General features: G+C 55.5%; 15 protein-coding genes and 1 tRNA gene. 10 read left to right on the forward strand and 6 right to left on the reverse strand.

Features of this window, described 5'->3' with window-relative positions:
- Positions 1–834 precede the first annotated feature (834 nt).
- From ESZ00_RS09125 to ESZ00_RS09150, 6 genes are read left to right on the forward strand one after another with little or no spacing between them, the layout of a single operon-like run.
- Positions 835–1530 carry a hypothetical protein gene (locus ESZ00_RS09125; RefSeq protein WP_129207769.1) on the forward strand — a complete coding sequence of 232 codons (696 nt, stop codon included), beginning with the start codon at positions 835–837 and terminating at the stop codon, positions 1528–1530.
- Complete coding sequence (locus tag ESZ00_RS09130) at positions 1527–4724, forward strand: helicase-related protein (RefSeq protein WP_129207770.1); 3198 nt, start codon at positions 1527–1529, stop codon at positions 4722–4724. Before ESZ00_RS09125 ends, ESZ00_RS09130 begins: the two co-directional genes overlap by 4 nt.
- Positions 4717–5571 carry a DUF4391 domain-containing protein gene (locus ESZ00_RS09135; RefSeq protein WP_129207771.1) on the forward strand — a complete coding sequence of 285 codons (855 nt, stop codon included), beginning with the start codon at positions 4717–4719 and terminating at the stop codon, positions 5569–5571. Before ESZ00_RS09130 ends, ESZ00_RS09135 begins: the two co-directional genes overlap by 8 nt.
- 47 nt (positions 5572–5618) lie before the next feature.
- On the forward strand, positions 5619–7688 hold the full coding sequence (locus ESZ00_RS09140; RefSeq protein ID WP_129207772.1) for a site-specific DNA-methyltransferase: 2070 nt from the start codon (positions 5619–5621) through the stop codon (positions 7686–7688).
- A 2-nt stretch (positions 7689–7690) separates the two neighbouring features.
- Positions 7691–8743, forward strand: coding sequence for a virulence RhuM family protein (locus ESZ00_RS09145; protein ID WP_129207773.1), 1053 nt, complete (start codon positions 7691–7693; stop codon positions 8741–8743).
- Complete coding sequence (locus tag ESZ00_RS09150; protein ID WP_129207774.1) at positions 8743–11730, forward strand: restriction endonuclease; 2988 nt, start codon at positions 8743–8745, stop codon at positions 11728–11730. Before ESZ00_RS09145 ends, ESZ00_RS09150 begins: the two co-directional genes overlap by 1 nt.
- Before the next feature lie 38 nt (positions 11731–11768).
- Here the strand turns inward: ESZ00_RS09150 and ESZ00_RS09155 are convergent, their stop codons facing one another.
- The 4 genes from ESZ00_RS09155 to ESZ00_RS09170 form a co-directional block, all read right to left on the reverse strand.
- Entirely contained in the window at positions 11769–12488 is a 720-nt protein-coding gene (locus ESZ00_RS09155; protein WP_204520168.1) for a metallophosphatase domain-containing protein, read from the reverse strand.
- Entirely contained in the window at positions 12475–12924 is a 450-nt protein-coding gene (locus ESZ00_RS09160; protein ID WP_129207775.1) for a hypothetical protein, read from the reverse strand. Before ESZ00_RS09160 ends, ESZ00_RS09155 begins: the two co-directional genes overlap by 14 nt.
- A 570-nt stretch (positions 12925–13494) precedes the next feature.
- Complete coding sequence (locus tag ESZ00_RS09165) at positions 13495–14322, reverse strand: hypothetical protein (RefSeq protein WP_129207776.1); 828 nt, start codon at positions 14320–14322, stop codon at positions 13495–13497.
- A gap of 340 nt (positions 14323–14662) precedes the next feature.
- Positions 14663–15460 carry a ParA family protein gene (locus ESZ00_RS09170; RefSeq protein WP_129207777.1) on the reverse strand — a complete coding sequence of 266 codons (798 nt, stop codon included), beginning with the start codon at positions 15458–15460 and terminating at the stop codon, positions 14663–14665.
- Between the two features lie 283 nt (positions 15461–15743).
- Between ESZ00_RS09170 and ESZ00_RS09180 the strand changes: the two genes are divergently transcribed.
- The 3 genes from ESZ00_RS09180 to ESZ00_RS09190 all read left to right on the forward strand — a co-directional run bounded on the left by ESZ00_RS09180 (position 15744) and on the right by ESZ00_RS09190 (position 20233).
- Positions 15744–16907, forward strand: a complete 1164-nt coding sequence (locus ESZ00_RS09180; protein WP_129207779.1) for a helix-turn-helix domain-containing protein — start codon at positions 15744–15746, stop codon at positions 16905–16907.
- A 264-nt stretch (positions 16908–17171) separates the two neighbouring features.
- The gene (locus ESZ00_RS09185; protein WP_129207780.1) at positions 17172–18152 is read left to right on the forward strand and encodes a HamA C-terminal domain-containing protein; all 981 of its coding nucleotides are present in this window, start codon (positions 17172–17174) and stop codon (positions 18150–18152) included.
- Complete coding sequence (locus ESZ00_RS09190) at positions 18149–20233, forward strand: DEAD/DEAH box helicase (protein ID WP_129207781.1); 2085 nt, start codon at positions 18149–18151, stop codon at positions 20231–20233. The genes ESZ00_RS09185 and ESZ00_RS09190 overlap by 4 nt, the downstream gene beginning before the upstream one ends.
- A gap of 372 nt (positions 20234–20605) precedes the next feature.
- On the opposite strand, the gene ESZ00_RS09195 is transcribed toward ESZ00_RS09190, so the two are convergent.
- Complete coding sequence (locus ESZ00_RS09195; protein ID WP_129207782.1) at positions 20606–21703, reverse strand: site-specific integrase; 1098 nt, start codon at positions 21701–21703, stop codon at positions 20606–20608.
- Positions 21704–21775: 72 nt separating this feature from the next.
- Positions 21776–21851: transfer RNA gene (locus ESZ00_RS09200), tRNA-Ile, on the reverse strand.
- Between the two features lie 534 nt (positions 21852–22385).
- Here ESZ00_RS09200 and ESZ00_RS09205 point away from each other — a divergent pair.
- A complete protein-coding gene (locus ESZ00_RS09205; RefSeq protein WP_229741068.1) occupies positions 22386–25931 on the forward strand; it encodes a TonB-dependent receptor in 3546 nt (1181 codons plus the stop codon).
- The last annotated feature ends 160 nt before the right edge of the window (positions 25932–26091 follow it).

The raw sequence follows: 26091 nt of genomic DNA on the forward strand, positions 1-26091 counted from the left end.
CCATCGGCAGGAGAACGAAGACTCCCCACCCACGCCGAAAACGATGGTGGGCCCACCAGGACTTGAACCTGGAACCAACGGATTATGAGTCTCGGCTCAACTGCGTATGTCTATGAAAACTAAGAGTCGGCGAGCATAATTGAGAGTAGCCTTAAGTAGTTGGGGATACGTAGTTTAGAGCAGTTTGGCATAGTCAATCTGAGCTGATGTATGTACCTCTGCTGTACCTCAAAAAGGGTAAAACGCATTTCAGCGCGTCTGTAAGGCGACTGGGTTTCCAATTTCCAATTTGCGAATTGGAAATATTTTTGACATCATACTCGTGTCATGCTTGGTCAAGATATAGCGCTTCTTTTGAAGCTCAGCTTAAGAGATGGCCCACGAGTCCTCGCGAAGGACCTCGCTCAAGAGCTTTGTTTAGCCCCTTCCGAGGTATCGAAGTCGCTCAGTCGATGTAGCGTAGCAGGACTCCTCTATATCTCTGACATCGAGAAGAGGGTCAATCGGTCCGCGCTTCTGGAATTCCTCACTCACGGGCTGAAGTATGTTTTTCCACCCGAGAGGGGTTCATTGACGCGCGGAGTGCCGACGGCCATTTCAGCGGAACCGCTCAAATCGGCTTTTGTGGCGAGTGATGAGCCTCCCGCCGTATGGCCCTATGCCGAAGGATCGGTCCGTGGCCTTGCATTCAGCCCGCTATACAAAGGTGCCCCGAAAGCTGCACTGCTGGATAGTAGGTTTTATGAACTCCTCGCAGTATGCGATGCCATTCGAGGCGGGAAAGTACGCGAAAGAACGCTGGCTATTGATTATCTGAAAAAGGCCCTGCACTAGATGCCAACGCGCGATCCTAATCTAGCTCTGCTGGAAGAGGCTGCCGAAAAGCTTGCTCCCTTCCTGAACGAGATCGTCTTCGTCGGCGGTGTCACGCTGGGGATTCTCATCTCCGATCCAGCATCGGCTCCCATCCGTAATACGAGCGATGTTGATGTGATTGCCGAGATTGTTACCTATGCGGACTACATCGAGTTCTCCGAGCGCTTGCGCGAGCAAGGCTTTAGCGAAGACATGGGTGAAGGAGCTCCTACTTGTCGTTGGAAGAGCGGGGCTCTCACGTTGGATGTGCTCGCTATCAGAGAAGAGGTGCTTGGATACACCAACATCTGGTACGAGAGCGCCCTCAATAACCCCATGCCCATTGAATTGAGTTCGGGACGATCGGTTCAAATCATCAAAGCCCCGTTCTTTCTGGGAACAAAGATGGAGGCTTTTCGAGGTCGCGGACAAAGTGATTTCGCAGCCAGTCACGACCTTGAGGACTTCATTGCAGTAATCGAAGGCCGGGATGAACTGCTTGCCGAAATTGAAGAATGTCCCACAGACCTGCGCGGCTATCTGGCGCAAGCTGCCCAGTCACTCCTTGGCGAGTCCCTCTTCAAAGATGTGCTACCAGGATTCGTTCTTGATGACGGCCGAGTCCCGCTCATCCTAGACCGCTTGGCCAAGATCGCACAGACAGGCTCCCAATGAAGCTACTCTCGAATACCGGCAATGAACGTGTCGTCGATGAACTTCGCTCCCTCGCTGAGGGGGCTTCACTCAGTGCTGCCTCTACAGCATTCTCGATATTCGGGTTCTCCGCGCTTCACGCTCAACTGCGCTCACTCAGAGCATTTCGTCTGCTCATTCCTCAAGCCGAGGTTGAACGCTTCGTTCTTGGAGAGTCCGCTGATCGCAGCCTGAGGAACCAACTCAAGACGAAATGGCTGGCAGCCGAATGCCTGGCGTTCCTCCAAAACAAAGGACAGATTGCCGAGCTGCCTGCTCCTCTTCTGCAGTCTGTGCTCATTCTGGCTGATCCTAACCTGGGTCTGCTTAAAGCCATCAATGGGGATTGCTCGATCACGACTTCGGGCCTGGGCCTGTCACCCTACGAGGGCGTCTCTCTGATCCAAAGTGCCGATACCCCGGCAGAAGCGCGGATGCTGGATCAATGGTTCTCGAAACTTTGGGAGCGTGGACACCGGACAACCGGAGCTCACCGGCTATCTGAGGTCCTAGCCTCACTGACTGAAAATACATCGGCGGATCTGCTTTACCCACTGGCTCTCCTCCACATGCTGAACGGAACGATGGAGATCTTCGATGAAGATCGGATCGTCAATGCGGCGACCGGAATTCAGGAGACCGCCGTCTGGCAGCGTCTCTATCGTTTTCAACGTGACGCAGTGATCGGGGCAATCGACAAGATCGAGCGGTTTGGTGGATGCATCATTGCTGACAGCGTAGGTCTGGGTAAGACATTTGAAGGTCTCGCGGTCATCAAGTATTACGAGTTGCGCAACCAGCGTGTGTTGGTGCTTTGCCCGAAGCGCTTGCGTGACAATTGGACTCTCTACCGCCGTTCCAGCGATATCCGCAACATACTTTCGGCAGACCGTTTCCACTACGACGTGCTGAATCACACCGATCTCTCTCGCGAGAGCGGCCATTCCGGCGAGATCGACCTTTCCTACGTCAATTGGGGCAATTACGACCTGGTTGTGATCGACGAATCACACAATTTCCGGAACAAGAATGCTCACCGCGAACACGACACTCGGTATGACCAGTTGATGAAGCGGATCGTTCAGTCCGGCGTAAAGACCCGCGTGCTGATGCTCTCGGCAACTCCAGTGAATAATCGTCTCGCTGACCTTAAGAACCAGATTGCCTTCGCCACTGAGGGACGCGATGATGCCCTCGAAAAACAGGGAATTCAGAGCATCGAGACGACGGTTCGGCGCGCGCAGGCTCAATTCAATGCGTGGCTGAAAACCCCCGAAGCAGAACGCACTCCGGCGCGCCTGATGGACATGATCGGTTTCGATTACTTCAAGCTGCTAGACCTGCTGACTATCGCTCGCTCTCGCAAGCACATCCAGAAGTATTACGGCACGGAAGAGTCAGGCACCTTCCCCAACCGACTAGCGCCAAAGAACATCAAGGCCGATGTTGATGTACAGCGTCAATTTCCGGCAGTCCGCGATATCAACGACGAGATCCGCCAGCTCAATCTCAGCGCTTATGCCGTCATGCGCTATGTCTTTCCTCACAAGAAAGCGGCGTATGAGCGCCGGTATGCAACATCGATTCGTGGAGGAGAGAGCACTTTCCGCCAGGCGGATCGTGAAGAGAGCCTCATTCACTTGCTGCGTGTGAACATGCTGAAGCGGATGGAGAGCTCTGTCGTTTCATTTGGGCTCACGGTGGAGCGGCAGCTTGCAGCGGTGGATGATCTGTTGGAACAGCTTGAACGCCAGCAGGAAACAACGGGAGAAGAACTTTCGCCCGATGACCTCTCCGACGACGATGCTGCGTTGGAACCGCTCACCATCGGTAGCAAAATCAAAGTACTGCTCGCGGACGTCGATCGTATTAAGTGGGCGCAAGAGTTGCGCGAAGACCAAGAGCGGCTCTCGTCTCTGCTTGAGGAGGCAGAATGCATCGCCCCAGAGCGCGATGCCAAGTTGCAAGAGCTGAAGCGCTTCATCCTGGAGAAATGCGGTTCCCCTTTCAACGAGGGTAACCGCAAGCTACTGGTGTTTACAGCATTCGCAGATACGGCGGACTACCTCTATCGCGAACTCGCGCCGTGGGCAAAGGCTGAGCTCGGAATCGATAGCGGCCTGGTGACTGGAACGGGACATAACCGTTCGACCTTGCCACGTCTCCGCGCTGACTTCACAGGCGTTCTGACAGCTTTTTCTCCTCGATCCAAAGAGCGTCCTGAGCAACTAGCTTCGGACGGTGACATTGACTTGCTCATCGCGACCGACTGCATCTCTGAGGGGCAGAATCTGCAGGACTGCGACACGGTGGTGAACTATGACATTCACTGGAACCCCGTTCGCATCATTCAGCGGTTTGGTCGTATCGATCGCCTCGGCTCGCGCAACGCTTCGATCCAGCTCGTCAACTTCTGGCCGAACATGGAGTTGGAAGAGTACATAGGCCTGGAGCAGCGCGTCAGCGGTCGCATGGTGTTGCTCGATGTGTCCGCGACTGGCGAAGAGGACCTTATCCGCCAGCAGGCCCGCGATGCAATGAATGATCTGGAGTACAGGAGGAAGCAACTCCTGCGCCTCCAAAGCGCGGTACTTGATCTTGAAGACCTGTCGAATGGCATCTCGATCACTGACCTTACCTTGAACGATTTCCGTCGCGATCTGGCTGCGTTTCAGAAGCAGAATCCGGGAGTGCTTGAGAGTCAGCTTCCTGGCCGGCTCACTCCGATATTTAGCGACGGAGACGAGTTGCTCCCTGGAGCCATCTTCTGTTTGCAGGCTGCAGGGGAGGCTGCGTTGGAGGCGGTTGAGCCGGGTTATCCGCTCGCCCCGTACTACCTCGTATATGTGGGCGACGACGGACGCATTGTGCTGCCGTACACGCAGGCTCGCCAGACGCTCGCTTGCCTTAAGCGGGCATGTTCACCAGCCGTAACTCCGGCAGAGGTACAAGTGGCGTCGTGGAGAGCCTTCGACCGGCGAACCGGATCGGGCGAGCGGATGGAGCACTATCAGGGGCTACTCGCCAAGGCCATCGCACACATCACGGGCAAGCGCGAGGAACGCGCTATTGCTAGCCTTTTTTCGCGTGGCGGGACGCATGCCTCCAGCGGCGAGTTTGCGGGGATGGACGATTACGAGGTCATGACGATCCTGGTCGTGCTGCCGCATGAGTGAGCCTTCAACACCGGTCGATACTCCCGCTCTGCCAGGCATCGAAAGCGTCTATGCGGCTTTGGAGCTTCCTGCTGAGGCAGCGCTCAACCAGCGCGTTCCCAAGAAGCTTTTCCTGGAGCAGCTTGCTGCGCAGTCGGGAACCACCGCCGCCGATAAGAAGCTGGTTCGGGAGGACCTGGAAGAGTTTCGCTGGCTTGCTTCGCTCAAGCCCGTCTCTACCGGGCTGGCCGCCTATGCCGATGACATCCGCGAGTACACGGAGATCGCAGTGCTCGCTATCGTGACCCGTGCCGAAAACCAGTTTGCCAGCCGCATCGAGCGCCTGGCGCAGTTGATCCATCGCGCCGTGCCGTATCCGGTCCTGCTTTTCATCGAAACGCCAAATTCACTCACGTTTTCGCTCGCGCACAAACGTAAACCCTTGAATGTCGAGGCCGGAAAGCCCGTGCTGGAGGAGATGCGCTCTGTTTGTCTGCGGGGAGAATCGGCCAGTAGCCGTCTCGTGGCCGACTTACTGCGGCAACTCGGACTTACTGGGCTCACTCTGCCTGTGCGGGATATGTTTCATGCGTATGGCGGCTGGATGAACCTATTGGTTGCATTCGATTCCGCGCTCTGGCTCCAGCGTCTCGGAAGTTACACGGAACTACGTCCACTGGACTCGCCCGATCAGGCTGACCGGCATCGCGCAGCGCAGGCGGAATTGGACGGTCTGGCGCGAGAGGAAGCTACTTTGCGAAGCCGCGTGGCGGTAGAACGGCAGTTGGCCCGGCGGGTAGAATGGAACCTTGCATTGAAGCATCTGCTTGCGCGGCGCACGGAACTGCTTTCCGTGCTTCTGGCGTAGTCCCAGCGCTTTAAGTTACTAACCCTGTCTCGTTGAGGTGCCCCGCTTTGGAACCGATTGCCGTTCACGATCCACTTAGCCAGTCTGCCGATCTCACCGCTGAGAACATCGAGCACCTGCGCGAACTCTTTCCGCAGGCCGTGACGGAGGATGCCGGGCCGAACGGTGTGGTATCACGGCGCATCGACTTCGATGTGCTTCGTGAATTGCTGGGTGGTGAGCTAGCTACGGACGACGAGAAGTACGGGCTGAACTGGCACGGCAAGCGAGCAGCTCGCCGCCTGGCGCTGACACCATCCACGGGCACACTGCGTCCAGCTCCCGAGGAGTCCGTCGATTGGGATACGACGCAGAACCTGATGATCGAGGGCGACAACCTCGAAGTGCTGAAGCTGTTGCAGAAGTCCTATGCGGGCAAGATCAAGATGATTTACATCGATCCGCCATACAACACGGGCAAGGATTTCGTTTACAAGGACGACTTCCGCGACAGCATTGGTAACTATCAAAGGATCACGGGCCAACGGGATTCTTCAGGAATTGCCATATCTAGCGAAAGGGAGAGTTCGGGGCGCTTACATACTGACTGGCTGAACATGATGTACTGCCGCCTGATGCTGGCAAGAAATCTTCTTGTGGATCATGGCGTCATCTTCATCAGTATTGACGAGGGGGAGGTCGCTAATCTGCTGGAGCTCTGCAATGAGGTATTCGGAGAGGAGAACGACCTAGGCACGTTGGTTTGGAAGGGCTCCACGGACAACAATCCCACACAGATTGCGATCGAACACGAGTACATCCTTTGCTTTGCTCGCTCAGCGGAAGCGCAGGCTCCATGGAAGGATGAAACCGATGAGAGTAAGCGAATTCTCCTCGACGCCTTTGAAAAGATGCGGTCGAATGCACCGTTACTTACTCATGAGGAGCTTCAACAGCAGATCAGAGAGTACATAAAGGCCAACCGCGCCACGTTAGCCTCGATCACTCATTATGATCGCGTCGACGCTGAGGGCCTATATACCGGCAGCCGTAAGGTCCACAATCCAAAACCCGGCGGCTACAAATATGACGTTTGGCATCCAGTTACAGGCAAGGTCTGCACGCCACCAGTAAATGGGTACCGTTTTCCAGAAACCCGGATGAAGGAGTTGCTGAAAGCAGGAAGGGTGATATTTGGTGAAGATGAGGACCAAATTATCCAGCTGAAGCAGTACCTATCCGAATATGAGGGGAAGTTAAGTAGCGTCATCAACCTTGATAGTCGTACTGGTGCTAACGAGCTGAATAAGCTCTTCGGTGTGCAGAAGATATTTTCGAATCCTAAGCCGGAAGCGCTTCTATTTCGATTGTTCGGGTTTGTGACCACTGATGATGACATTGCACTCGACTTTTTTGCGGGTAGTGGTTCCTCCGCTCAAGCGATTCGCCGCCTCAACCACCTTGATGGCGGTAGCCGTCGATTCATCTTGGTGCAAATCCCTGAGGTCCTCGATCCTAAGAAGAGCGAGCATAAGCCGGGAGCGAAGTTCTTGGAGTCGCTGGGAAAGCCTCTACATATCACCGAGCTCACGAAAGAACGCTTGCGCCGATCATCTGAACTCGTCGTCAGCGAGGGGCCTAAACGAGTCCACGACCTTGGTTTCCGAGTCTTTAAGTTGGACACGACAAGCATCCGTCCGTGGGACCCTACATTACCTGTTAATGAGCAGCGCTTGCTGGGTGAAGTTGACAACATACTTCCAGAGCGGACGGAGCATGACCTGCTTTACGAACTGCTGCTGAAGCGTGGTATTTATTACGCACTGACGGCTCCCATCGTAGAGCGCACCTTTGCCGGGCGGCAGGTATTCGCTGTCTCCACCGGAGACCTGATTGCGTGCCTTGCACCGCGCATCGAAACTGCTGACGTCGAGCCACTGGCTCATGGCATCGTCGCATGGCACAAGGAACTGGCTCCGCCGCCTGCGTCCGATCTCACTGCGCCGCTTGAGAAGCCCGCGAAGGTACAGCCGCCACTTGTCGTTTTCCGCGATACGGCGTTCGTGGATGACGTGGCGAAGAGCAATCTGACCGAGATTTTGAAACAGCACGGGCTGACAGACGTGCGGAGCCTGTAGCCATGCCCGAAGAGCAAAATTTTCCGGCTGGAGAAATTCTTCTTTACCAAACCGAGGACGGGACGGTCCGGGTCGAGTGCCGGTTCGCAGACGAAACGCTCTGGCTGAGCCAAGCGCTGATCGCCGAGCTGTTTCAGCGGGACGTTCGCACCATCAACGAACACCTGCAAAACATCTACGAAGAGGAAGAATTATACCCTGATCGAACTATCCGGAAATTCCGGATAGTTCGCTGGGAGGGTGACCGGGAGGTCGCCCGCCTCGTCGAGCACTACAACCTGGACGCCATTCTGGCGGTCGGCTACCGCGTCCGCTCCGCGCAGGGCACGCAGTTCCGGCGCTGGGCGACGGCGCGGCTGAGCGAATACCTAGTCAAGGGCTTCACCCTGGACGATGAGCGCCTGAAGAACCCTCCGGGAGCTTCGTCGAGCGTTCCGGACTACTTCGACGAACTGCTTGAGCGGATTCGGGATATCCGGGCCAGCGAGAAGCGGATGTACCTGCGGGTCCGCGAAATCTTCGCGCTGGCAAGCGACTATCAGGCTTCTACCGCCCAGACGACGACCTTCTTCCAGACGATCCAGAACAAGCTGCACTTTGCCACGACTGGCAAGACCGCTGCCGAGACGATCCGCTCGCGGGCGAAGGCGACCGAGCCGAACATGGGGCTGACGACCTGGAAGGGTGGCCGGGTGACGAAAGCAGATGTCACCGTGGCTAAGAACTACCTGAGCCAGCCTGAGATCGAAGAGCTGAACCGGATTGTGGTCATGTGGCTGGATTTTGCCGAGGATCAGGCTAAGCGCCGCAAGCAGGTGTTCCTGAAAGACTGGACGGCCAAGCTGGATTCCTTTCTGGAGTTCAACGAGCGCCGCGTGCTGGATAACGCGGGTTCGCTGAGCAAAGATGCTGCGGATCGATTCGCGGAAAAGGAATATGCAAAATTTGAGGTAGAACGACGCCGGATGCTCGAAGCGGAAGGCGAACGCGCCATGTCCCAGGAGATCGAAGCGAAGGTCTCTGACCTGTCCAAGAGACAGCGAGGAAAGAAATAGTGCATCTGCTCTACGAAGACCTGCCTCATCAACGCGCCGCCATTGATGCCGTCTGTGACCTGTTTCGTGGGCAGGAGATTTCGCGTGCCGAGTTCACCGTCACCCTGCCTACCGACCAGCTTGAGCTGACCGGCGTACAGCAATCGGACCTGGGCATTGGCAACCGCGTCAGCAATACGGCCGACGACTATCTCCTGGCGAACCTGCGCGAGATACAGCTCCGCAACTCAATCCCGCAGGATGACACTCTCGCGCATGACCGCAATTTCGATGTGGAGATGGAGACGGGTACAGGCAAGACCTACGTCTACCTGAGCACTATCTATGAGCTGAACCAGCGATTCGGCTTCACGAAGTTCGTCATCGTGGTTCCTTCGGTCGCGATCAAGGAAGGCGTTGGATCGACGCTGCGCGATACCGCCGAACACTTCCGGCGCAAGTACAACCAGCTCGCGCATCACTTCGTCTATGACTCGTCCCGTTTGAGTGCGATTCGAGACTTCGCGACGAGCAAAGACATCGAGATCATGGTGGCAACGGTGCAGTCGCTCTATGGCGGGCGCACTATCTTCAATAACCCGCAGGAAAAGCTTGCTGGTGAGAAGCCGCTGGACGTTGTAGCCTCTACGAATCCGATCCTGATCGTGGATGAACCGCAGAGCGTCGAAGGCCTGGGAACGGCTGGACGCGAGGCGCTTAAGGCACTCAGGCCTTTGGTGACGCTGCGCTACTCGGCGACGCATATTCAGCACCACCATACCGTGTACAAGCTGGATGCGGTGGATGCCTATGAGCAGCGACTGGTGAAGCAGATTGAGGTGGCCTCACTGCTGAGCGAGAACGACCATAATCGCCCGTACATTAAGCTGCTGCGGATTGAAGCCAAGAAGAACAAGCCCGTGCGGGCTGAGCTGGAACTCGACTGCGAGCGTGTGAACGGCATTCAGCGTGAGCCTATCTGGGTCTACGCCACCGATCCTCTGGACCAGGCCACAAACCGGAGTGTCTACGCGGACCATGTAGTCGATAGCATCCGCAAGAAAAGCCGCGATGTCGCCGGTAGTATGGATGCGGTTGAGCTACGTGTGCCCGGCGCAACAGTGACGCTGACACCGGAGGAACCGGTCTTCGGCGATGTGGACGAGGGTGCGCTATCGGCAGCCATGATCCGCCGCACCATCAAGGCTCACCTGGATAAAGAAAAACGCCTACGCCCGCGTGGCATTAAGGTGCTGAGCCTCTTCTTCATCAGACGCGTAGAAGACTATCGCCTGACGGACGGCTCACCTGGCCCTTATGTTGCTATCTTCGAGCAGGAGTATGCCCGACTGGCACGTCTGCCAGAATATAAACAGCTCTTTGAGGGCGCGGATATGGCCACGGTCGCTCGTGATGTTCACAACGGCTACTTCTCCATTGACCGCGAAAAGAAACTGATTACGCCCTTCGAAGGCGAAATCAAACTCAAAGGCGGCAACCAGGACACGCGCGATACCGAGACCTACAACCTGATCATGCGGGAAAAGACCCGCCTACTCGATCTGAAGACGCCGCTCAAATTCATTTTCAGCCACTCGGCCTTACGTGAAGGCTGGGACAATCCGAATGTGTTCCAGATTTGCGCGTTCCGCGAGATGAATCAAGAGCGAGAGCGGCGCCAGACCCTCGGACGTGGCTTGCGGCTTTGCGTGAACCAGCAGGGCGAACGTATTCGCGGCTTCGAGACGAATACGCTGACCGTTATTGCGAACGAGAGCTACCAGAGTTTTGCCGAAAAGCTACAGAAAGATATTCAGGATGAGACCGGCATCCGTTTTGGGATCGTAGACCCGATCGAGTTCGCGACGATCCCGGTGCAAAAGGAAGGCGAATCTGCTGTTGCGCTGGGTAAGGAGTCTTCGCAAAAGCTCTGGGATTCACTGCGTCAGAGCGGTTACCTCGATAACAACGGCAAGGCCACCGAAGCTCTGAAGAAGGCGTTGGATACCAAGACGCTGCAACTGCCAACAGAGTTTGAAGCTCAACGAGAGCTGATTGAAGAGCGCCTCAACAAGATTAGCGCTGGCGTAGTCATCCGCAATGCAGATGAACCACGGCCAACGGTGCGACTCCGCGAGGCTGTCTTGAACAGCGAGGAATTCCGCCAGCTGTGGGATCGTATTCGCACGAAGTCAACGTATCGCGTTCACTTCGATCCTGAGTTGCTTGTCCAGAACTGTGTTCGTGCGATTCAGAGGGAGGTCATCGCTCCTCCTACGTTCATCACGACTACAACAACGGCGTCCCTCGGCAGGGGCGGCATTACAGCCGGAGAAACAGCAACCTCGGTTCCTGAGGTGGTCTCAACCGAACAGCCGTTCTTCCCCGATCTTGTTTCCGAGTTGCAGGACAAGACACAACTCCTTCGGAGAACGGTCGTACGGATTCTTTCGGAATCGCGCCGCTTACAAGATTTTCGCCGGAACCCCAATGAATTCATCCGTGTCGTCAGCAAAGCGATCATCGCGGCGAAGCGTCAGACCTTGGTGGATGGGGTTCAATATCACCGGCTTTCTGATTCCTTCTATGCGCAGGAGCTGTTCCTTCACCAGGAGCTCACCGGCTATTTGGCAAATCTTGTGCCATCCAAACGCTCGCTTTACGAAGAGACCGTATGTGACTCGAATGTCGAACGGACCTTTGTTGAAGAGTTGGAGCGCAGCGAAGGAGTCAAGCTCTACGTGAAGCTTCCGGGTTGGTTCGTCGTACCCACTCCCTTAGGTGGTTACAACCCGGACTGGGCGGTATTGCTCTCTCGTGATGGCGAAGAACGCCTGTACTTCGTCCTGGAGACGAAGGGAGCCTTTCGCAATCTACGCCCCAAGGAAGAGGCTCAGATTCTTTGCGGCGAACGGCATTTCCATGCCGTCGCTGCCGCTGAAAATCCAGCCCGTTTTGAACCAATTCGCGAGCTCAAGGACCTCTACACAAAGATCGTTGGCGGATAAGAGATGCCCTTATCGCTAGTGCTCTCTGTGTGGCGAATTCACCGTATCGAGTTTCTCTCAGGGCCGCGATTAACAATCAAGTCGATTGTCTGGCTCTTATGTGTCAACTCATAACGCTCGTTGAGAACAGCGGCGTTCACAAATGCGGTGGCTTTAGTCGTTTCCTGCCCATGGCCCCCGTGAATATGCCCAAAGACATGGAGCCGAGGCCTGATCTGCGAAATGGTCTTCGCAAGCTCCTCGCAGCCCAGATGCGGGCCGAGGATATCGATCTTGTCCAGCGTGCCAAAAGGTGGCCCATGAGTGATAAGAACATCCGTGTCCGACGGGATTTTCTTCCAGTAGCGGCGGATCGCAGCGCCGCGGTCCACGTTGAACGCCCAGTTGTGGAAGGTAGGCTGAACCGGGGAGCCCCAAAACTTGAGGCCAAAAATTTCTGCTCCTGAATTCTCCAGATAGGTTGTGTTGTTCAGCCGACCGCGAGCCATCTCCGGATAGGACTCGAAGAGCAAGTCGTGATTCCCCGCGATCACAACCTTGTGCGGGTGAGGGAGACTACCAAGCCAGTCGTTGAAATCGACGATCTCATTCAGTCGCTGACCGGACCGCATGAAGTCTCCAGCGTGGATCAGGATGTCGCCCTCAGGCACCGTCAGTTGGCGGTGCTGCCCATGCGTGTCACTAATGCAAACGATGCGAATTGCTTGCGGACTTACCTTTGGATTTTTAATAGGACCGCGCAGCTTAGTCGAAGTCAAACTTTACTCCTAGCTTTTCAAAGTCCCTGATCACGCGGTCGAAATAAGCCGACGGCCGATCTGGAATTTCCCTGGCGACGTCATCTTGATATTTCCGATACCTGGTCTTGGCGCGTGCTATCGACGCCTCCATCTCTTCCGGAGCGATCTCAGGTGTGTAGGTCAGGTACAGCTTCATGAAGATGTTCATGGCTTGGTACTGGACGATAGCAATCTTCTGCATCATGTGAATGTGTTGGCTTTGTTGAAAGAGGAGCTCGAGGATGCGTTCCTCAGCTTCTTCCAGAGCTTTCGATACCCCGCCGAGGCGACTCTTGCACGCCTCGCGTATGTACGACGATGGAGAACTATAGCCTTCCTCTTTCGCAGCCTTCTCAACTTCCTCCATAACGCCAGGATCAATGCGTACACTCACAATTTTCTGCTTCTTCGCCATGCTTTTCACCTCAGTCCTGCGTGTCGAATTGATGTCCTACAAACGTGATACAAGGCGTATAAAGCGCATACGCTGTATCTCGCTGAAGAGCCAGCAGTTAGCCATCGAAAAACCACGTAGTGTAGGACGTTTCCTTTATGTTCCACTACGGGATTGCTGTGCTGTTTACTGGTGTTGATGGTCAGTGTCTCTTGTTTTGAACAGCAGATTTTGTATGAACTTTGCTGACTTTTGTATGAATCTTGTTGACTCTTGCAGAAGGCCGATATCTAAAGCAGCGAATTGCATGAAACTTGTATGACTTCTGTATGAAAAAAGTTGATTGCCCGCTGAGGGAATGAAGGACTTTCTGAGAACACGAGGATTCTGCAGGTGCAGAATTTCCGAGCTGTCGAGAGAATGCGCGTTTAGAGCCTCCTGTTGGCGCTCGTAAAGCGATAGTCAGCTCTTTCCGTGTGCGAGGTCCTGAAAGCGGCAGGAAGGGCCATTCCCGCGCGATGGCGAGTGTCCCGGCATCGTGGCCGTATCGGCAATCCGTAGAAGTCCGAAGAGAAAACATGGAAGCCTCGCTCACGATGGCACTCCTTCCGATGCCTGGCATGCTAGCCACTCCGTGATTTCTTTCATCTGCCGTTCAGCAGCCAGGCGCTCTTTGTCGGACAAGCTAGTGGAGTCCAGAATTTCTCTGCATCGACTCTGCTCGCGTTCGAACCACGCTCTTGTCTCAGCTTCGGCTTGTTGCCTATCGGCCTCTTCTTTTTCTCGCTGAGCCTTCTCGGCTGCTCGCTGCTTTCTCAGCTCGACGAGCGCGGATCCCTCGAAGCACATTGGCACGGCTGTCAAAAGCAGGCCGATCGGATTTCGTATTGAGCGATCACGCATGAGGGCCGGAGCTTTCTCGGCGATGACTGCCTCGATCTCTTCGACCTGGACGTCCGGACAGTTCGCGAGGCATTTCCTGAAAAGCATTCGGGCAGCTTCTTCGTCGGCATAGGTGTATGCGCTGAAGGAACGAACCAGGCGTGGAATTGCTTCGGATTCCGTCGTCGTCGTTTTTTCTAAACCTATTCCTAAATACTTCCTATAAGGGGTGGACGTTATGTCCACGGGTCCCGTGGATGGTATGTCCATGGGTCCCCTGGTCGTTATGTCCCCCGGGGTCGTTATGTCGAGCACTTCGGACGGCTCTATTGGATCTCGTTTTTGGATAAAACGGACCCCCTTGTCTCGCACCACGTAATGAAGTCCAGCGCGCTCTCTTCTCTCGAGGATCGCCTTGAACGAATAGATTCTGTAGGTGCGACCTTTACTCGCTCGGCAGTCTTCGTCTCGTATGCAATCGAGAGCCAGCTTTGCCACCAGATTCGACAAGTTTCTCTTTGCGCTCTTGTCACTCATGCCAGTTCTTCGTCCCATCTGTGCCCACCCACACGCGATGATCTTTGTCTCGGGACTCTCCTGTTGCGCGGCATTCCACAATGTCATGTACAACCGGTGCTCTCCCGGGGAATGCCCATCCTGAGCAAGGCGACAGCGATGCTCTCTATATGGCCTTGGAGCACCCCTTCGGGAGTTCATCGCCCGAGGCGCTTCTTCGCCCACTGTTGCGGCATGATTCGATTCGGTCGATTTCGCCGCTCCAATGTCGACGACCATTGCAGGGGATCGAAGGAATGCGAATGCCCCAAGCGTATTCGGCGCCCGTTCGAGGTCTTCCCAGTCGAGAATGTTGTCTGACTTAGGCCGAGCGCGTGCCAATGCTGACTACCTCTGCAATGGAAGGTGATTGAAGTAGTTCATTAGCGAGAACCTCATAGTCTTCAAGCGCCTTGGATTTGGGATCGAAGTCTGCAAGGAACTGACGATTCCGAGCGGCTTTCACAATGGCTTGATCGGTGCGTATTCCGCCGTATACGGGCACGCCACGCTTCTTTGAGATTGAGGTCAGTGTGTTCAACACCGTTTCAGTGATGGCAAGGCGTCGATCCAGCTTTACCGGCAGCAGACCGGCCACTTGCACGTTCAACCCTCCGGAGAGCATGCCGTTCAGCATCTCGCCTGCCTGAATGCTTGCTGTGGCCCCTTGCACGCTCAATATGTCCATATCGACCGGGACAAGAACGCGTTGGGTATAAACCATCGCACACGTCTGAAAAAGGCTGATAGAAGGAGCTACGTCGATGAGCACTGCGTCGTATTGCTGCTCGTGTTCAGCAAGCATGTGCTTGAAAATGAATTCTCGAAAAGGCAGGTTCATCGTCGTGGTTTCTGCCTCGGTCGTGTAGCGATTTCCGCAGAGAATATCGAGGCCCCTGATAGCGGGCACGGTGCATTCCCGAAATGCCATGCGATGAATCAGGAAGTCCGCAAGAAAAGCTGGAGGTCGTAAGCCAAGGACCGCGGCGATTGAGCCTTGCGGGTCAGCATCGATGAGGAGGACTCTTAGGCCGCGATCTGCCATGCTCCGCGCCAGGCTTATTGCTGTTGTCGTTTTTCCAACACCGCCTCGCTGATTGGACACCGTGATCCGGATCATTAGAGTTTCTCGGTATCAGAAAGAATCGAGGCAATCTCAGAGGTTCTGAAGTAAACCCGCCTTCCCAGACGAATGCGGGTTCGGTTCACTCTTTGAGCCCATGGGCTGGGCTGTCTCAGGCTAAGGCGAAGACCGTTTGCCGAGCGAGATAAGACCTGGGCGAGTTCTCTAGGCGTAAGTAGAGGTCCGAAGCGTTCAATCAATAACTTTTCGATAGTCATGCGCTGTCCACCCGAAGTAAGGTAAGTTGGTGCAAGTCGAGGGTAGTTAGGGAGACATGGGTATGTACCCGCTTAGGTCAGCCGAAAAGGTTAACGCCGATCTCGCCGCACCGCCCAATTACCCCGGTTGCTATCCGCCCGTCACCGAAGCGATCCGAAATCTGTATAAGGCCTGGGAAAGCGATCGGCGGTTGCGTCGTCCAGCGTCCATTTTGGCGCAACTGCGCTTATGGATCGACCCCGCGTTGGCAAGCTATAAGGAAGAGTGTCGTAGCCAAGGCAGAAAAGCTGTCGGTATTCCCCAAAGCCCCACTCGTTATCTCCAGCGAGTGGGATATGAGCGCGCAATAAAGAGAATCCATCGTGTGCGCGATCTCATGCGCCGGGCAAACAACCCTTTACCGGTCTTCACTCTGGAGCAGCTGTGCGGTCTCGAAGAGCTAGTGATGCCGGATTCCGTTGTAGATCAGCAACCGCAGGCGTGGCCCGATTCAGCCGCCGCGGTGCTCGACATGTTGGTTAGGTTGATTGAGACATGCCGGCAGATGAGGCCAAGCAAAAGAGCGATTCGAGGGGCTTCACTTATGGATGTCACTCGCCGTCGGTGCGATTATTGCGACAGCCTTACTGAGGCGGCGGCTTTTGAAGAATCTGGAATTGTGCCTCTCCCCCAGCAAGTCAAGCTCGAAACATACATTGGTGAGCTAGAGAAGCGCTCATACTGCCCTCGCAACAGAGCGGTCAAGAAAAGACTTGTACTCAGCCGCAAGCTATGTTCTGAGCACATGACAGGCGGGCGCACGAAAGGGAGTGCATTAGCTGCGCGTCGAAGACTTGCGCTTAGGGAAACCAGAATCCAGGAGACGCTTAAGGAACTGAAATTCTATGACTGCCATCGACGGAAACCTGAAGAGGGCCCCTTGGATGCTGTCCTTGCGTGCTTTTATTCAGACCTGGTCTGGTTCATATGCTTCGAAACGAGAGACGAAGAGTTGAGACGATTGGCACGAGAGTTTGTAGATGCTGGCATGAACGAGAGGAAAGCGATCATCGCCTACCTAAAGCGAAGCGGCCACCCACAAGCAGAGATTGCACGATTTCTTGGCGTGAAGCCTCCGGCGGTATCGAGGGCTCTGAGCACGATCCCGGGCCGATACCTTGCAGCGGGTATCTCCAATCGGCGATCGCCGCTGACATCTACACTGGCATGTAGAGATGTTGGTTAGTTGCGGAGTGAGAATAGCAGGAAATTCGCACCAATGGAGCCGGGCGGTGACTCCCAAAAGGGCGTTTATCATCACCTATCTTGAAAGCTTGTAAGACCTCTACAGTTTTGGTTACAAGCGTCTGCTGTTGAACAGCGGCAATGACAGAACGTGGATGCCGCCGCCATTCGGCTGAGGTTGAGCGCTTGATAACGCGGGGGAACTCTGAACACCTGTCGGGTGTGGTAATGTGATAAACGTGACAGCGAATAAAAAGCGAATTCCATGGAAGCGAATATCGCAATCGTTGGCGTAGAAACTCAAGCTAGGCAATGCGGTAGACAAATTCTCTTTATCACCTACGCAGAGCACAGGTACAGTGGCACATACCGAAAACTTAGCTTGGGGCCGACGTTGAGCGTTTACGACCAAAAACCCGCACGTTTCTTGATTGACCTCACCGACAAAAAACATGCGAATTTGAACTCCTCGATCTACTGTGCTGGTTTTGAACTTGGAAAATGGCGTTGCTCACAGCTCGCCTTTCACTTGGCCGAATGGCTACCTGATTATGCCTTGATCGAGGAAGAGCTTCGAGTCAATCACGGCAACATGGTGCTGAAGCTGAATCAGGCTGCTATCCGCGTTTACACCAGCGAGAAATATCAGAAGCGAGGTGAAGCGGGCGAGATTGCATTGCATGCCGTCTGCAGAGATTTCTTTCAGACCATTCCGATCTCTCCGAGAGTGTTTTACAAGTCGGCTTCCAACGACCTGGTCAAAGCCTTTGACATGGTGCATGCGCGCCTGCCTGAAGGTGAGCCTGTCGAGCTTTGGCTTGGAGAATCCAAACTTTGGGAGCAGGGAGATTCAGCTATCGCAGATGCGATCAAGTCCGTTAGGGCTCACATTGACGCAGGTTTTCTGGCAAACGAAAAACTCATACTTGGCCCGCAGATACCGAAGGACACTCCACGGTATGAAGAAATTGTGAAGCTGTTCCATAAGAGCACGAGTTTGGACTCCTTTCTGAAGAGCTCTGTCTTTGTAATCGGCATCCTTTGCGATAGCGCATCGGCAGCGGCGGCTCTTCAGCACGATGCTCAGTATCTTGCTGGAGTCGAAGCTGAGATGGAAAAGCTTGCGAAGTCTCTCAATGACACTGGGCTGCCAGGCCAGCTACGTATGCTGCTCGCCTATATCCCCCTCGCAACCAAGGAATCTTTGGTCGCCGCGTTCGATCAGCGGCTGAAAGGACTTCAATGAGCATAACGTCCTTCGACTGGCCCAACATCTCCCAACTCACGGGGGATCAACTGAAAAATCAAGTGTTCTCGATCCTCTATGAGACTTCCTGCAGCTTGCAGGAAGAAGAGTTGGGCGAACCGCACATGCTCGAAGTTGTTCCCCGCTTGGCACAGCTAATAGAGACGCACGAGGAACTTGGCACTTACAGGGAGGCTTTCAGCGCCCTTGCACGCTCGTTAGGATTGTGGAACTACATCGACCGTGACTATGCTGACATTCGAGATGCCCTTGTTGCGGATACTGCTGAGATCCGCGATTTAGGAATCGTCCTGCACCGCGAACAGCAAGCGGCCCTCAACGCTCTTTTGTTCGGAAACAACCTCGTTCTCAGCGCTCCGACCAGTTTTGGAAAAAGCATCCTGATCGACGCACTGCTGCTGGAGGAACGCTTCAAGCGCGTCGCGATAGTACTTCCGACTATCGCGCTGCTCGATGAATTCCGGCGTCGCCTGGTACGCCAGTTCAAAGATACGTTCGATATACTCATGCATCACTCAGAGACATCGGAAAGCGAACGAGTCATCTTTCTGGGCACGCAAGAGCGTTTGATCAACAGAGACGATCTCGGGAAGCTTGATCTGGTCGTCGTTGATGAGTTCTACAAGCTCGATCCCGAGCGGAAAGACTCACGCAGCATCACCCTGAATGCAGCTGTATATCGGTTACTGAGCAAGGCAAAGCAATTCTTTTTCTTGGGACCAAACATAGACATCGTCAACGTCTCAGCTGGAAGTAGATGGCAGTTTTCATTTTTGAAGACCCGATTCTCTACAGTGGCGGTGGACACCGCCGATCTCACTAAGATCGACAACAAAGAAGAACGGCTACTGGAAGAGGCAGTGAAGCCGGAGAACTGGCCAGCTCTCATTTTTGTCTCATCACCAGACAGGGCCAATACGTTGGCTGCGTTAATGCTTCAACGCGACATTCGAGTTGGAAGCGGAGCGGAGCTTGCCGCATGGATGAACGAAAATTATGGCGTCGGCTGGAGCCTTAGCAACTCGGTAGCCGCCGGTATCGGAGTTCATCACGGACGAATACCTCGCGCCTTAGCATCGCGATTCGTCAGCCTCTTCAATCAAAATGTCCTGCCGGTGCTCATCTGCACGTCAACGCTTATAGAGGGTGTAAACACCGCAGCGAAGTCGGTTCTCATCTACGACAAGAAGATTAACAAGAGTAATTACGACTTCTTCACATTTTCCAACATTAAGGGCAGAGCAGGGAGATTGGGCAAGCACCACGTTGGACAGGTGTTTCTGTTTAATGCACCACCTGCAAAGGAGGACTACGGCATTTCAGCGCCACTGTTTGGGGATATCGATGATGCTCCCGATGAATACATCGTTCACATTGAAGGCGACGATAGCACTACCACATCGGCTACACGAACGATTGAACTCGCCACCCGTCTCGGGCTTAAGCCGGAAGATCTGAGAAGGTTCTCAACCATTGGGATCTCCTCTATGGAGGCGTTTCGAGATTCAGTTGCGCGTGCGCTCAATGAACGCGCCGCATTGATTTGGAGCGGCTATCCGGCCTGGGAAAATATCCTGGCGCTGGCCACGATACTTTGCTCTGTGCGAAAGGCTGATGAGTTCGGTTGCCGTACCGCAGCTCAGCTGTCCATGTACATAAACCAATTGCGCAATGCAACGCAGGTCAAGCGATTCTTTCTGTGGCACTCTCAAACCTATCGGGGTAAGCCGGAACAGATGGATAACATTTTCAAATTTCTGCGCGCCTGCGAATTCAATCTACCGGAATTCATCGCGCTCATTGAACTCTTCGTGAAGAACGCCGGTTACAACCAAGCCGATTACACTTACCTCACTGGTGGCCTGCCTCGATGGTTCAGATCGGAAGTGCTTAAGATTCTGGAAGAGCAGGGCGTGCCAATTCAAATTTCCGAGCGTTTTCATGTTGAGGGTGACACCGTTCGTTCTTTGGGTACACGTCTACAAGCCCTCGCAGGCTCACGAGACGCACGGATTTCGGCATTTGAACGGAACTGGGTACTTGAGGCGCTCCCGTCTTGATGATGCAAAATCAGGATGATGTCGATCCGCTGGAGATCTACCTCGAACTGAATCGGCGTATCGCGGCAAGGAAAACGGTGCCACATGACGTGGATGAGGGGCCGGCAGAAAGCTACTGAGGCTGAAAACTCAGCGCGCGGTTCGTTCCCTTACCCCGTTGATCTCCGGCGGGTTCAGAGAACGGCGATTGGCCTTCGAAGGCGTTGATGTATAGATCGATTCTGTACCCCGTCAGCACCCTCATGAGCACCGGTTCAGGAAATTCACCGAATCGCGTCCCAAACCTCTGCCGAATTCCGGCAGAGGTTTGCAGATCAGTCCTGTGAAGTCGGATTGTGGGCAGTAATAGCTCTTGAATTAACCAGTTAACCTCTATTTGATCAGAGCAGTTCCTCTAGCACTCACGAGGTGATCGAGCTTAGTCACCAGATCCTCAGCACGCAGGTGCGTATATCGCTTCAGCATTTGCATAGACTTATGACCGCTGATCGCGGAGACCTCTTGGTCAGAAAATCCTGCTTCCACAAATCGACTTACGGCTTCATGTCTGAGGTCGTGGAAGCGGACATCCTCGAGGCCCTGTTGACGCTTGATATTCAGCCACACAGGATTGAACTGGTAGGGGTGGCGTTTGCTATCACGTCCGGGCTCACCGTAGAAGATCAGGTCTGTGTCTTTAGGGCGGACAGGATGATTTAGCGCTTCACGGAAGAGTGCTGCAGCGGTGGTTGTTAGTGGAACGGTGCGGGGAGATGTGTTCTTTGTCTCCAGAAGGCGAACAATACGCCTCTTCAAGTCCACCTGCATTTTGCGCAAAGTAAGAATCTCAGAAGAACGCATACCTGTTTCAAGGGCAATGCGAACGATCCAGCGCAACATTGGGTTTGAGTGCTGATCTACGGCGACGAGCAACCGCTTCTCTTCATCTGGCGTGAGTCGGCGGTTACGTCCTGGGCCAGGTGCGGGGCGGCGGATGTTCATCACCGGGTTCGACGGCAGGCCGATGCCCCACTCTTTGATCGCCACGGTGAACAGGTGGCCGAGCAACGCGAGGTCGAGCCGAACAGTATTGTTCGAGCGCGGAATGGGTTTGCCCTTTGCGTCTTTGCGGTCCTCCCCAGCAAGACGTGTGTCTCTAAATTTTGCAACGATCTCAGGCGTGAGCGCGGTGAGCGAATACTTGCCCAGGTGCTCGATGAGAATCTTCGAGCGGTTGTGATCGGAAACCTGAGTACTGGGCCGCTTGGTCGGCGTCACTTCAGCAATGTAGCGTTCGAGCGCCTTAGCGACGGTGAGGCGATCCGCTGGCGCGCGCTGGATGTATGCGCCGCGCACCATGTCGTCTTCCGTGCGGCGAGCCCAGTCTTCCGCATCGCGCTTCGTGCGAAAGGTCTTCGATGTCGTAGGCCATCCGGTCTTGCGGATGACAGCTTTCCACTTGCCGAGATCGGTCTTTACGAGGGTCGCCAAGCGTACCTCCGGTGTGTACCGCGAGAGCGGCACTGTACCTCAAGTGTACCTCGGTTGGATTTTTGGAAGGAGTGGTGGGCCCACCAGGATTCGAACCTGGAACCAAAGCATTATGAGTGCTCTGCTCTAACCGTTGAGCTATAGGCCCTTTATGTCGATTTCGATCTTTTTTCCCGAGGTCGAAATCTTGCCTCGATTGTACCTCAGTCCGTTGGTGCAGCTGCTGATTATGAGTCCGCTGCTCTAACCGATTGAGCTATAGGCCCGGAGTGATATCTGCGGTGTATGCCGGTCTGTTCTGATTGTAAACTCCCGTGTCTGGAGCTCGGCTTTGCCTTGAGGGGAGGGTGATCTCGCGCGGCTTGTGTCTGAGTCTGCGTTTTCCTCAGCGCGTTTTCGCTGGAATGCGTGAAGAAGTCTCGCTCCTCTGTCGCTTTTGCGGGTTATGTCCGGTTGCATCCTGCTGAATTCAATCATTGTTCATCGTTTTCAGCGCGTTCGTCACGTAACGTAAGCGCTGGCACATCCTTTTCTTACGAACTTGCACGCGCGAGCTTCGAGGAAGCGGGATGAGTCAAGCCGGTGAGCTGGTATTCCGCTCGGACGCACCGGTGAGAGCCGAATCGCACCTCCAAACAATCGGCCTGTTTTATTGCACAGGTTTACCTTCGGAGACCAAGTTATGCAGAATCTGTGCCCCGCCATGGGGCGTGTGCGTATTTCTTTTTTGATCCTCTTGTGCTGCCTGCTGGCCATCCCAGCCGCGATCGCGCAGTCTACCCAGGGCATCATCCTTGGCACCGTCAAGGACAGTTCCGGCGCGGTTGTGCCCAATGCTTCGGTGACCCTTACCAATACCGACGAGGGCACAACCCGCAACACCACGACAGATGCGGCCGGCAGCTACCACTTTGAAGATGTTCCTGCGGCTCATTACGCTGTTGCCATCGAGCTCGCGGGCTTTGAGAAGTGGACGACTTCAGGCCTGGTCCTTGCTGTCCGTCAGCAGTTGCGCGTCGATGCCGCGCTGGCTGTTGGAAATGTGCAGCAGGTGGTCAATGTATCGAGCGATGCGGTCAGCACCATCGATACGGTGACGCCGTCCATCAGCGCGGTTTACAACAAGACCGACGTCGACAATCTTCCGGTCAATACCCGCGCCAGCTCTTCCGGAACGAGTGCGTTGAGCATCGTTGGCGAGCTGCCCGGCGTGCAGCCCGACGGAGGCTCCTTCTCGCTGCAGGGCGCACTGCCCTTCCAGACGGAGGTCTCTGTGGACGGAACCACGGTGCAGAGCGCCACCGGAAATTCGCCCATCGCCGATGCCTTTCCTTCTAGCGAATCGATCAGCGAGCTGCGTGCCGACGGAGTCCAGAACAACGCCGAATTCGGCCAGCCCGGTGAGATTACCGTCACGACCAAGGGCGGCACGAATACGATTCATGGATCGGCGTTCTGGTATCACCAGAATGCGGCCTTCGACGCCATTCCCTACACCTACCCGATCACGACAACCAAGCCCAAGCTGGTTGCCAACACCTTCGGCGCGAGCTTCGGTGGTCCGGTCGTCATTCCGCATCTGTATGACGGTCACAACCGCACCTTCATTTACGGCGCTTACGAAGGCTGGCGGCATCCCTCGCAGGAAACCGAGTCCTACGTCGTTCCCAGCACGCTGATGAAGGAAGGCGACTTCTCGAAGTATGTCTCGAGCGGCTTTACCGGGCTGAACGATCCGTTCACCGGCGGCAGCTATGGCACCAAGCTGCCTTCGATCAGCGCGGTTGCGACCAAGCTGCTGCAGTTCTTCCCTGATCCCAACGTGGGCGATCCAAGCGCCTATACCGACAATGGTGTTGCCAACTATGTGGTGAACCAGGACAACAGCCGGCATTCCGACCAGTTCGACATCCGCGGCGATCAGTATTTCGGTTCGAATCAGAAGTTTCTGCTCTGGGGCCGTTTCACCTGGAAGAACTTCCCGACGACCAATCCCGAGCCGCTCCTGGTGCCTGAAGGCCAGAGCACGAACCAGAACCGCGTTCTGAAGATCAGCGCCAATTACAGCTTCACGCCGAATCTGATCAATGAATTCGGCTACGGCTTTACCTGGGTCACGACCGGCAACACCAACAACTTCAACGGCACGGCTTTCACAGACAGCCTGGGCCTGGTTGGCCTGCAGAACCTCTTCTACAACGGGCTTCCCGAGCTGGACTTCTACAACCTGAGCTCGCTGAACGCCGATCGCCTCGACTCGCTGACCAAGTCCCGGACGGCGGTGTATACCGACTCGCTGAGCTGGAACATTCGGAACCACAGCCTCCGCTTCGGCCTCGACATCCGCACCCTGGAGGCGATCACCCCGCTCGGCTTCAATGGATCGGACAACTACGGGACCTTCCAGTTCAATACCGACAAGAGCACAGGCATGTTCACGGGTGTGGACTTCGCCGACTTCCTCAGTGGCCTGCCCAACCAGACCTTCTATGACGTCGTCCAGGAAGATAACGACGGCACATCCATCCACTACCACTTCTACGCGCAGGATCAGTGGATCGTCACACCGCGGCTCACGCTCAGCTATGGCCTCCGTTATGAGCTGCATCCTGGCTATACCGACGCTCACGGCGACATCGGTAACTTCGATCCCAGCAAGCCTCTCTCCGGCGAAGCCATTTATCCGGACGGCAAGTCCAGCCTGCTGTCCACCGCCTTCCTGGAGAGTGCCAACGCCTGCCTGCCTTACGGCACAACCAGCGGTTCGGCCACGGTCAACGGCGCTTCCTGCATGCCGGTGCTCTCGAACAGCGAGGCGGGTTTGCCCGGTGGCCTCAAGAAGTATCCTCACCTGCGCTTCATGCCGCGCTTCGGCTTTGCCTGGCGTCCCTTCGACAATGACAAGACGGCAGTGCGCGGCGGCGTGGGCATGTACAACATCACCATGCTGGGTTCGAACTTCTACTCCCTCACCGGCACGCTCCAGGCGCAGACGACGCAGTACACCAACACCTACAACTCCAGCACGCATGCCATCGGCTATCAGTGGCCGGTCATCTATGCCGGAGCCGGCGACGGCGGCTGCACCACCTGCTATGGCCAGGACTACTTCGGAACGGCGAACAGCGTGAACTGGAAGGACCCCTACACCTACCAGTGGAGCCTGAGCATCGACCACGACTTTGGCGGCGGCAGTGCCGGCCGTATCTCTTACATCGGCTCGGAGACGCACCAGCTGGTCTGGGCTCCGGACGAAAATACCTTGCCCTTTTCTTCCACCGTCTCGGCTGCAAACCAGCCGCTGAGCGCCCGCCTCTTCCCGAACTTCGGCCGCATCAATACCCGCGCCACCGGCGCCAACGAGAGCTACCACTCGGTGCAGCTCGATGCGTCGCACCGCTTCCAGCGCGGGCTGGAGTTCGACTCCTCCTACACCTTCGCGAAGGCTCTGGCCGATAACCAAGGTCCGGCGAGCACGGGCTTTGCCGGGGAAAGCGGCGGCTCCCGCGCTACTTCCATCCTGGATCGCCACGCGGACTTCGGTAATGTCGGAGGCACCCGCCGCAACCGCTGGAACACGACGATGGTCTATGACCTGCCCTTCGGTCGTGGACGCGAGTTTGGCAGTGGAATGTCCCGCATCGCCGATCTCCTCGTCGGTGGATGGCGCCTCTCGAACATCTTCCTCTGGCAGAGCGGTCCGTTTGAATCGCCTTACTTCGACTCCGGAGAAGGCGATCCCTCCGGCACCGGATCGGGCCTGACCAGCACCAACACCGGCTTCGATCCCGGCCATCGCAACCAGGCCGCCGATCGTGCCGCCGGGGTCAGCATCGCTCCGCACAACCGCACCCGCACCAACTGGATCAACACCGCTGCCTTCGTCTGCCCTGGCTACCCTGGCTGGACGCCGGGAACGGCCTGCACCACCGGCAGCGGCGCCGGCGCCTATCCCAACCCCATCGGCCGCTTCGGCAATGCCGGAGTCGGCTCGGTGGTTGGGCCTGGAACAGTGAACCTCTCCTCCGGGCTCAGCAAGGTCTTTTCGGTCACCGAACGGGTCAAGCTGCGCGCTGAGGGCACGTTCACCAACGTGCTCAACCACACGAACCTCGGCGACCCCAACATGGATATCAGCTCCGGCAGCTACGGGCTGATTTCCAGCACCATCGGATCGGACTTCGGCGGAGCACGTAGCGGCCAGGTCTCGATGCGGCTGGATTTTTAACACCGCACCGCAGTCGCAAACAGCACGAGGGGGACGGCTTTAGCCGTCCCCCTCGTATTTGTAGCCATTACAGTTACGAACCGCGGATGCCTCGCATCCCGTGGTCTTCGAGATGTCGGAACCGTTAAGCCCCGTTCCTCATACAAGCCAAAACCGGACT

The sequence above is a fragment of the Silvibacterium dinghuense genome, from assembly GCF_004123295.1.
In the GTDB taxonomy this organism is placed as follows: domain Bacteria; phylum Acidobacteriota; class Terriglobia; order Terriglobales; family Acidobacteriaceae; genus Silvibacterium; species Silvibacterium dinghuense.

Coding starts and splice junctions, on each gene's coding strand:
- ESZ00_RS09190 (WP_129207781.1), top strand. CDS start 18,149: ATGAGCATAACGTCCTTCGACTGGCCCAACATCTCCCAACTCACGGGG.
- ESZ00_RS09185 (WP_129207780.1), top strand. CDS start 17,172: ATGGAAGCGAATATCGCAATCGTTGGCGTAGAAACTCAAGCTAGGCAA.
- ESZ00_RS09145 (WP_129207773.1), top strand. CDS start 7,691: ATGCCCGAAGAGCAAAATTTTCCGGCTGGAGAAATTCTTCTTTACCAA.
- ESZ00_RS09165 (WP_129207776.1), bottom strand. CDS start 14,322: ATGAGTGACAAGAGCGCAAAGAGAAACTTGTCGAATCTGGTGGCAAAG.
- ESZ00_RS09130 (WP_129207770.1), top strand. CDS start 1,527: ATGAAGCTACTCTCGAATACCGGCAATGAACGTGTCGTCGATGAACTT.
- ESZ00_RS09160 (WP_129207775.1), bottom strand. CDS start 12,924: ATGGCGAAGAAGCAGAAAATTGTGAGTGTACGCATTGATCCTGGCGTT.
- ESZ00_RS09135 (WP_129207771.1), top strand. CDS start 4,717: ATGAGTGAGCCTTCAACACCGGTCGATACTCCCGCTCTGCCAGGCATC.
- ESZ00_RS09170 (WP_129207777.1), bottom strand. CDS start 15,460: ATGATCCGGATCACGGTGTCCAATCAGCGAGGCGGTGTTGGAAAAACG.
- ESZ00_RS09125 (WP_129207769.1), top strand. CDS start 835: ATGCCAACGCGCGATCCTAATCTAGCTCTGCTGGAAGAGGCTGCCGAA.
- ESZ00_RS09205 (WP_229741068.1), top strand. CDS start 22,386: ATGCAGAATCTGTGCCCCGCCATGGGGCGTGTGCGTATTTCTTTTTTG.
- ESZ00_RS09180 (WP_129207779.1), top strand. CDS start 15,744: ATGTACCCGCTTAGGTCAGCCGAAAAGGTTAACGCCGATCTCGCCGCA.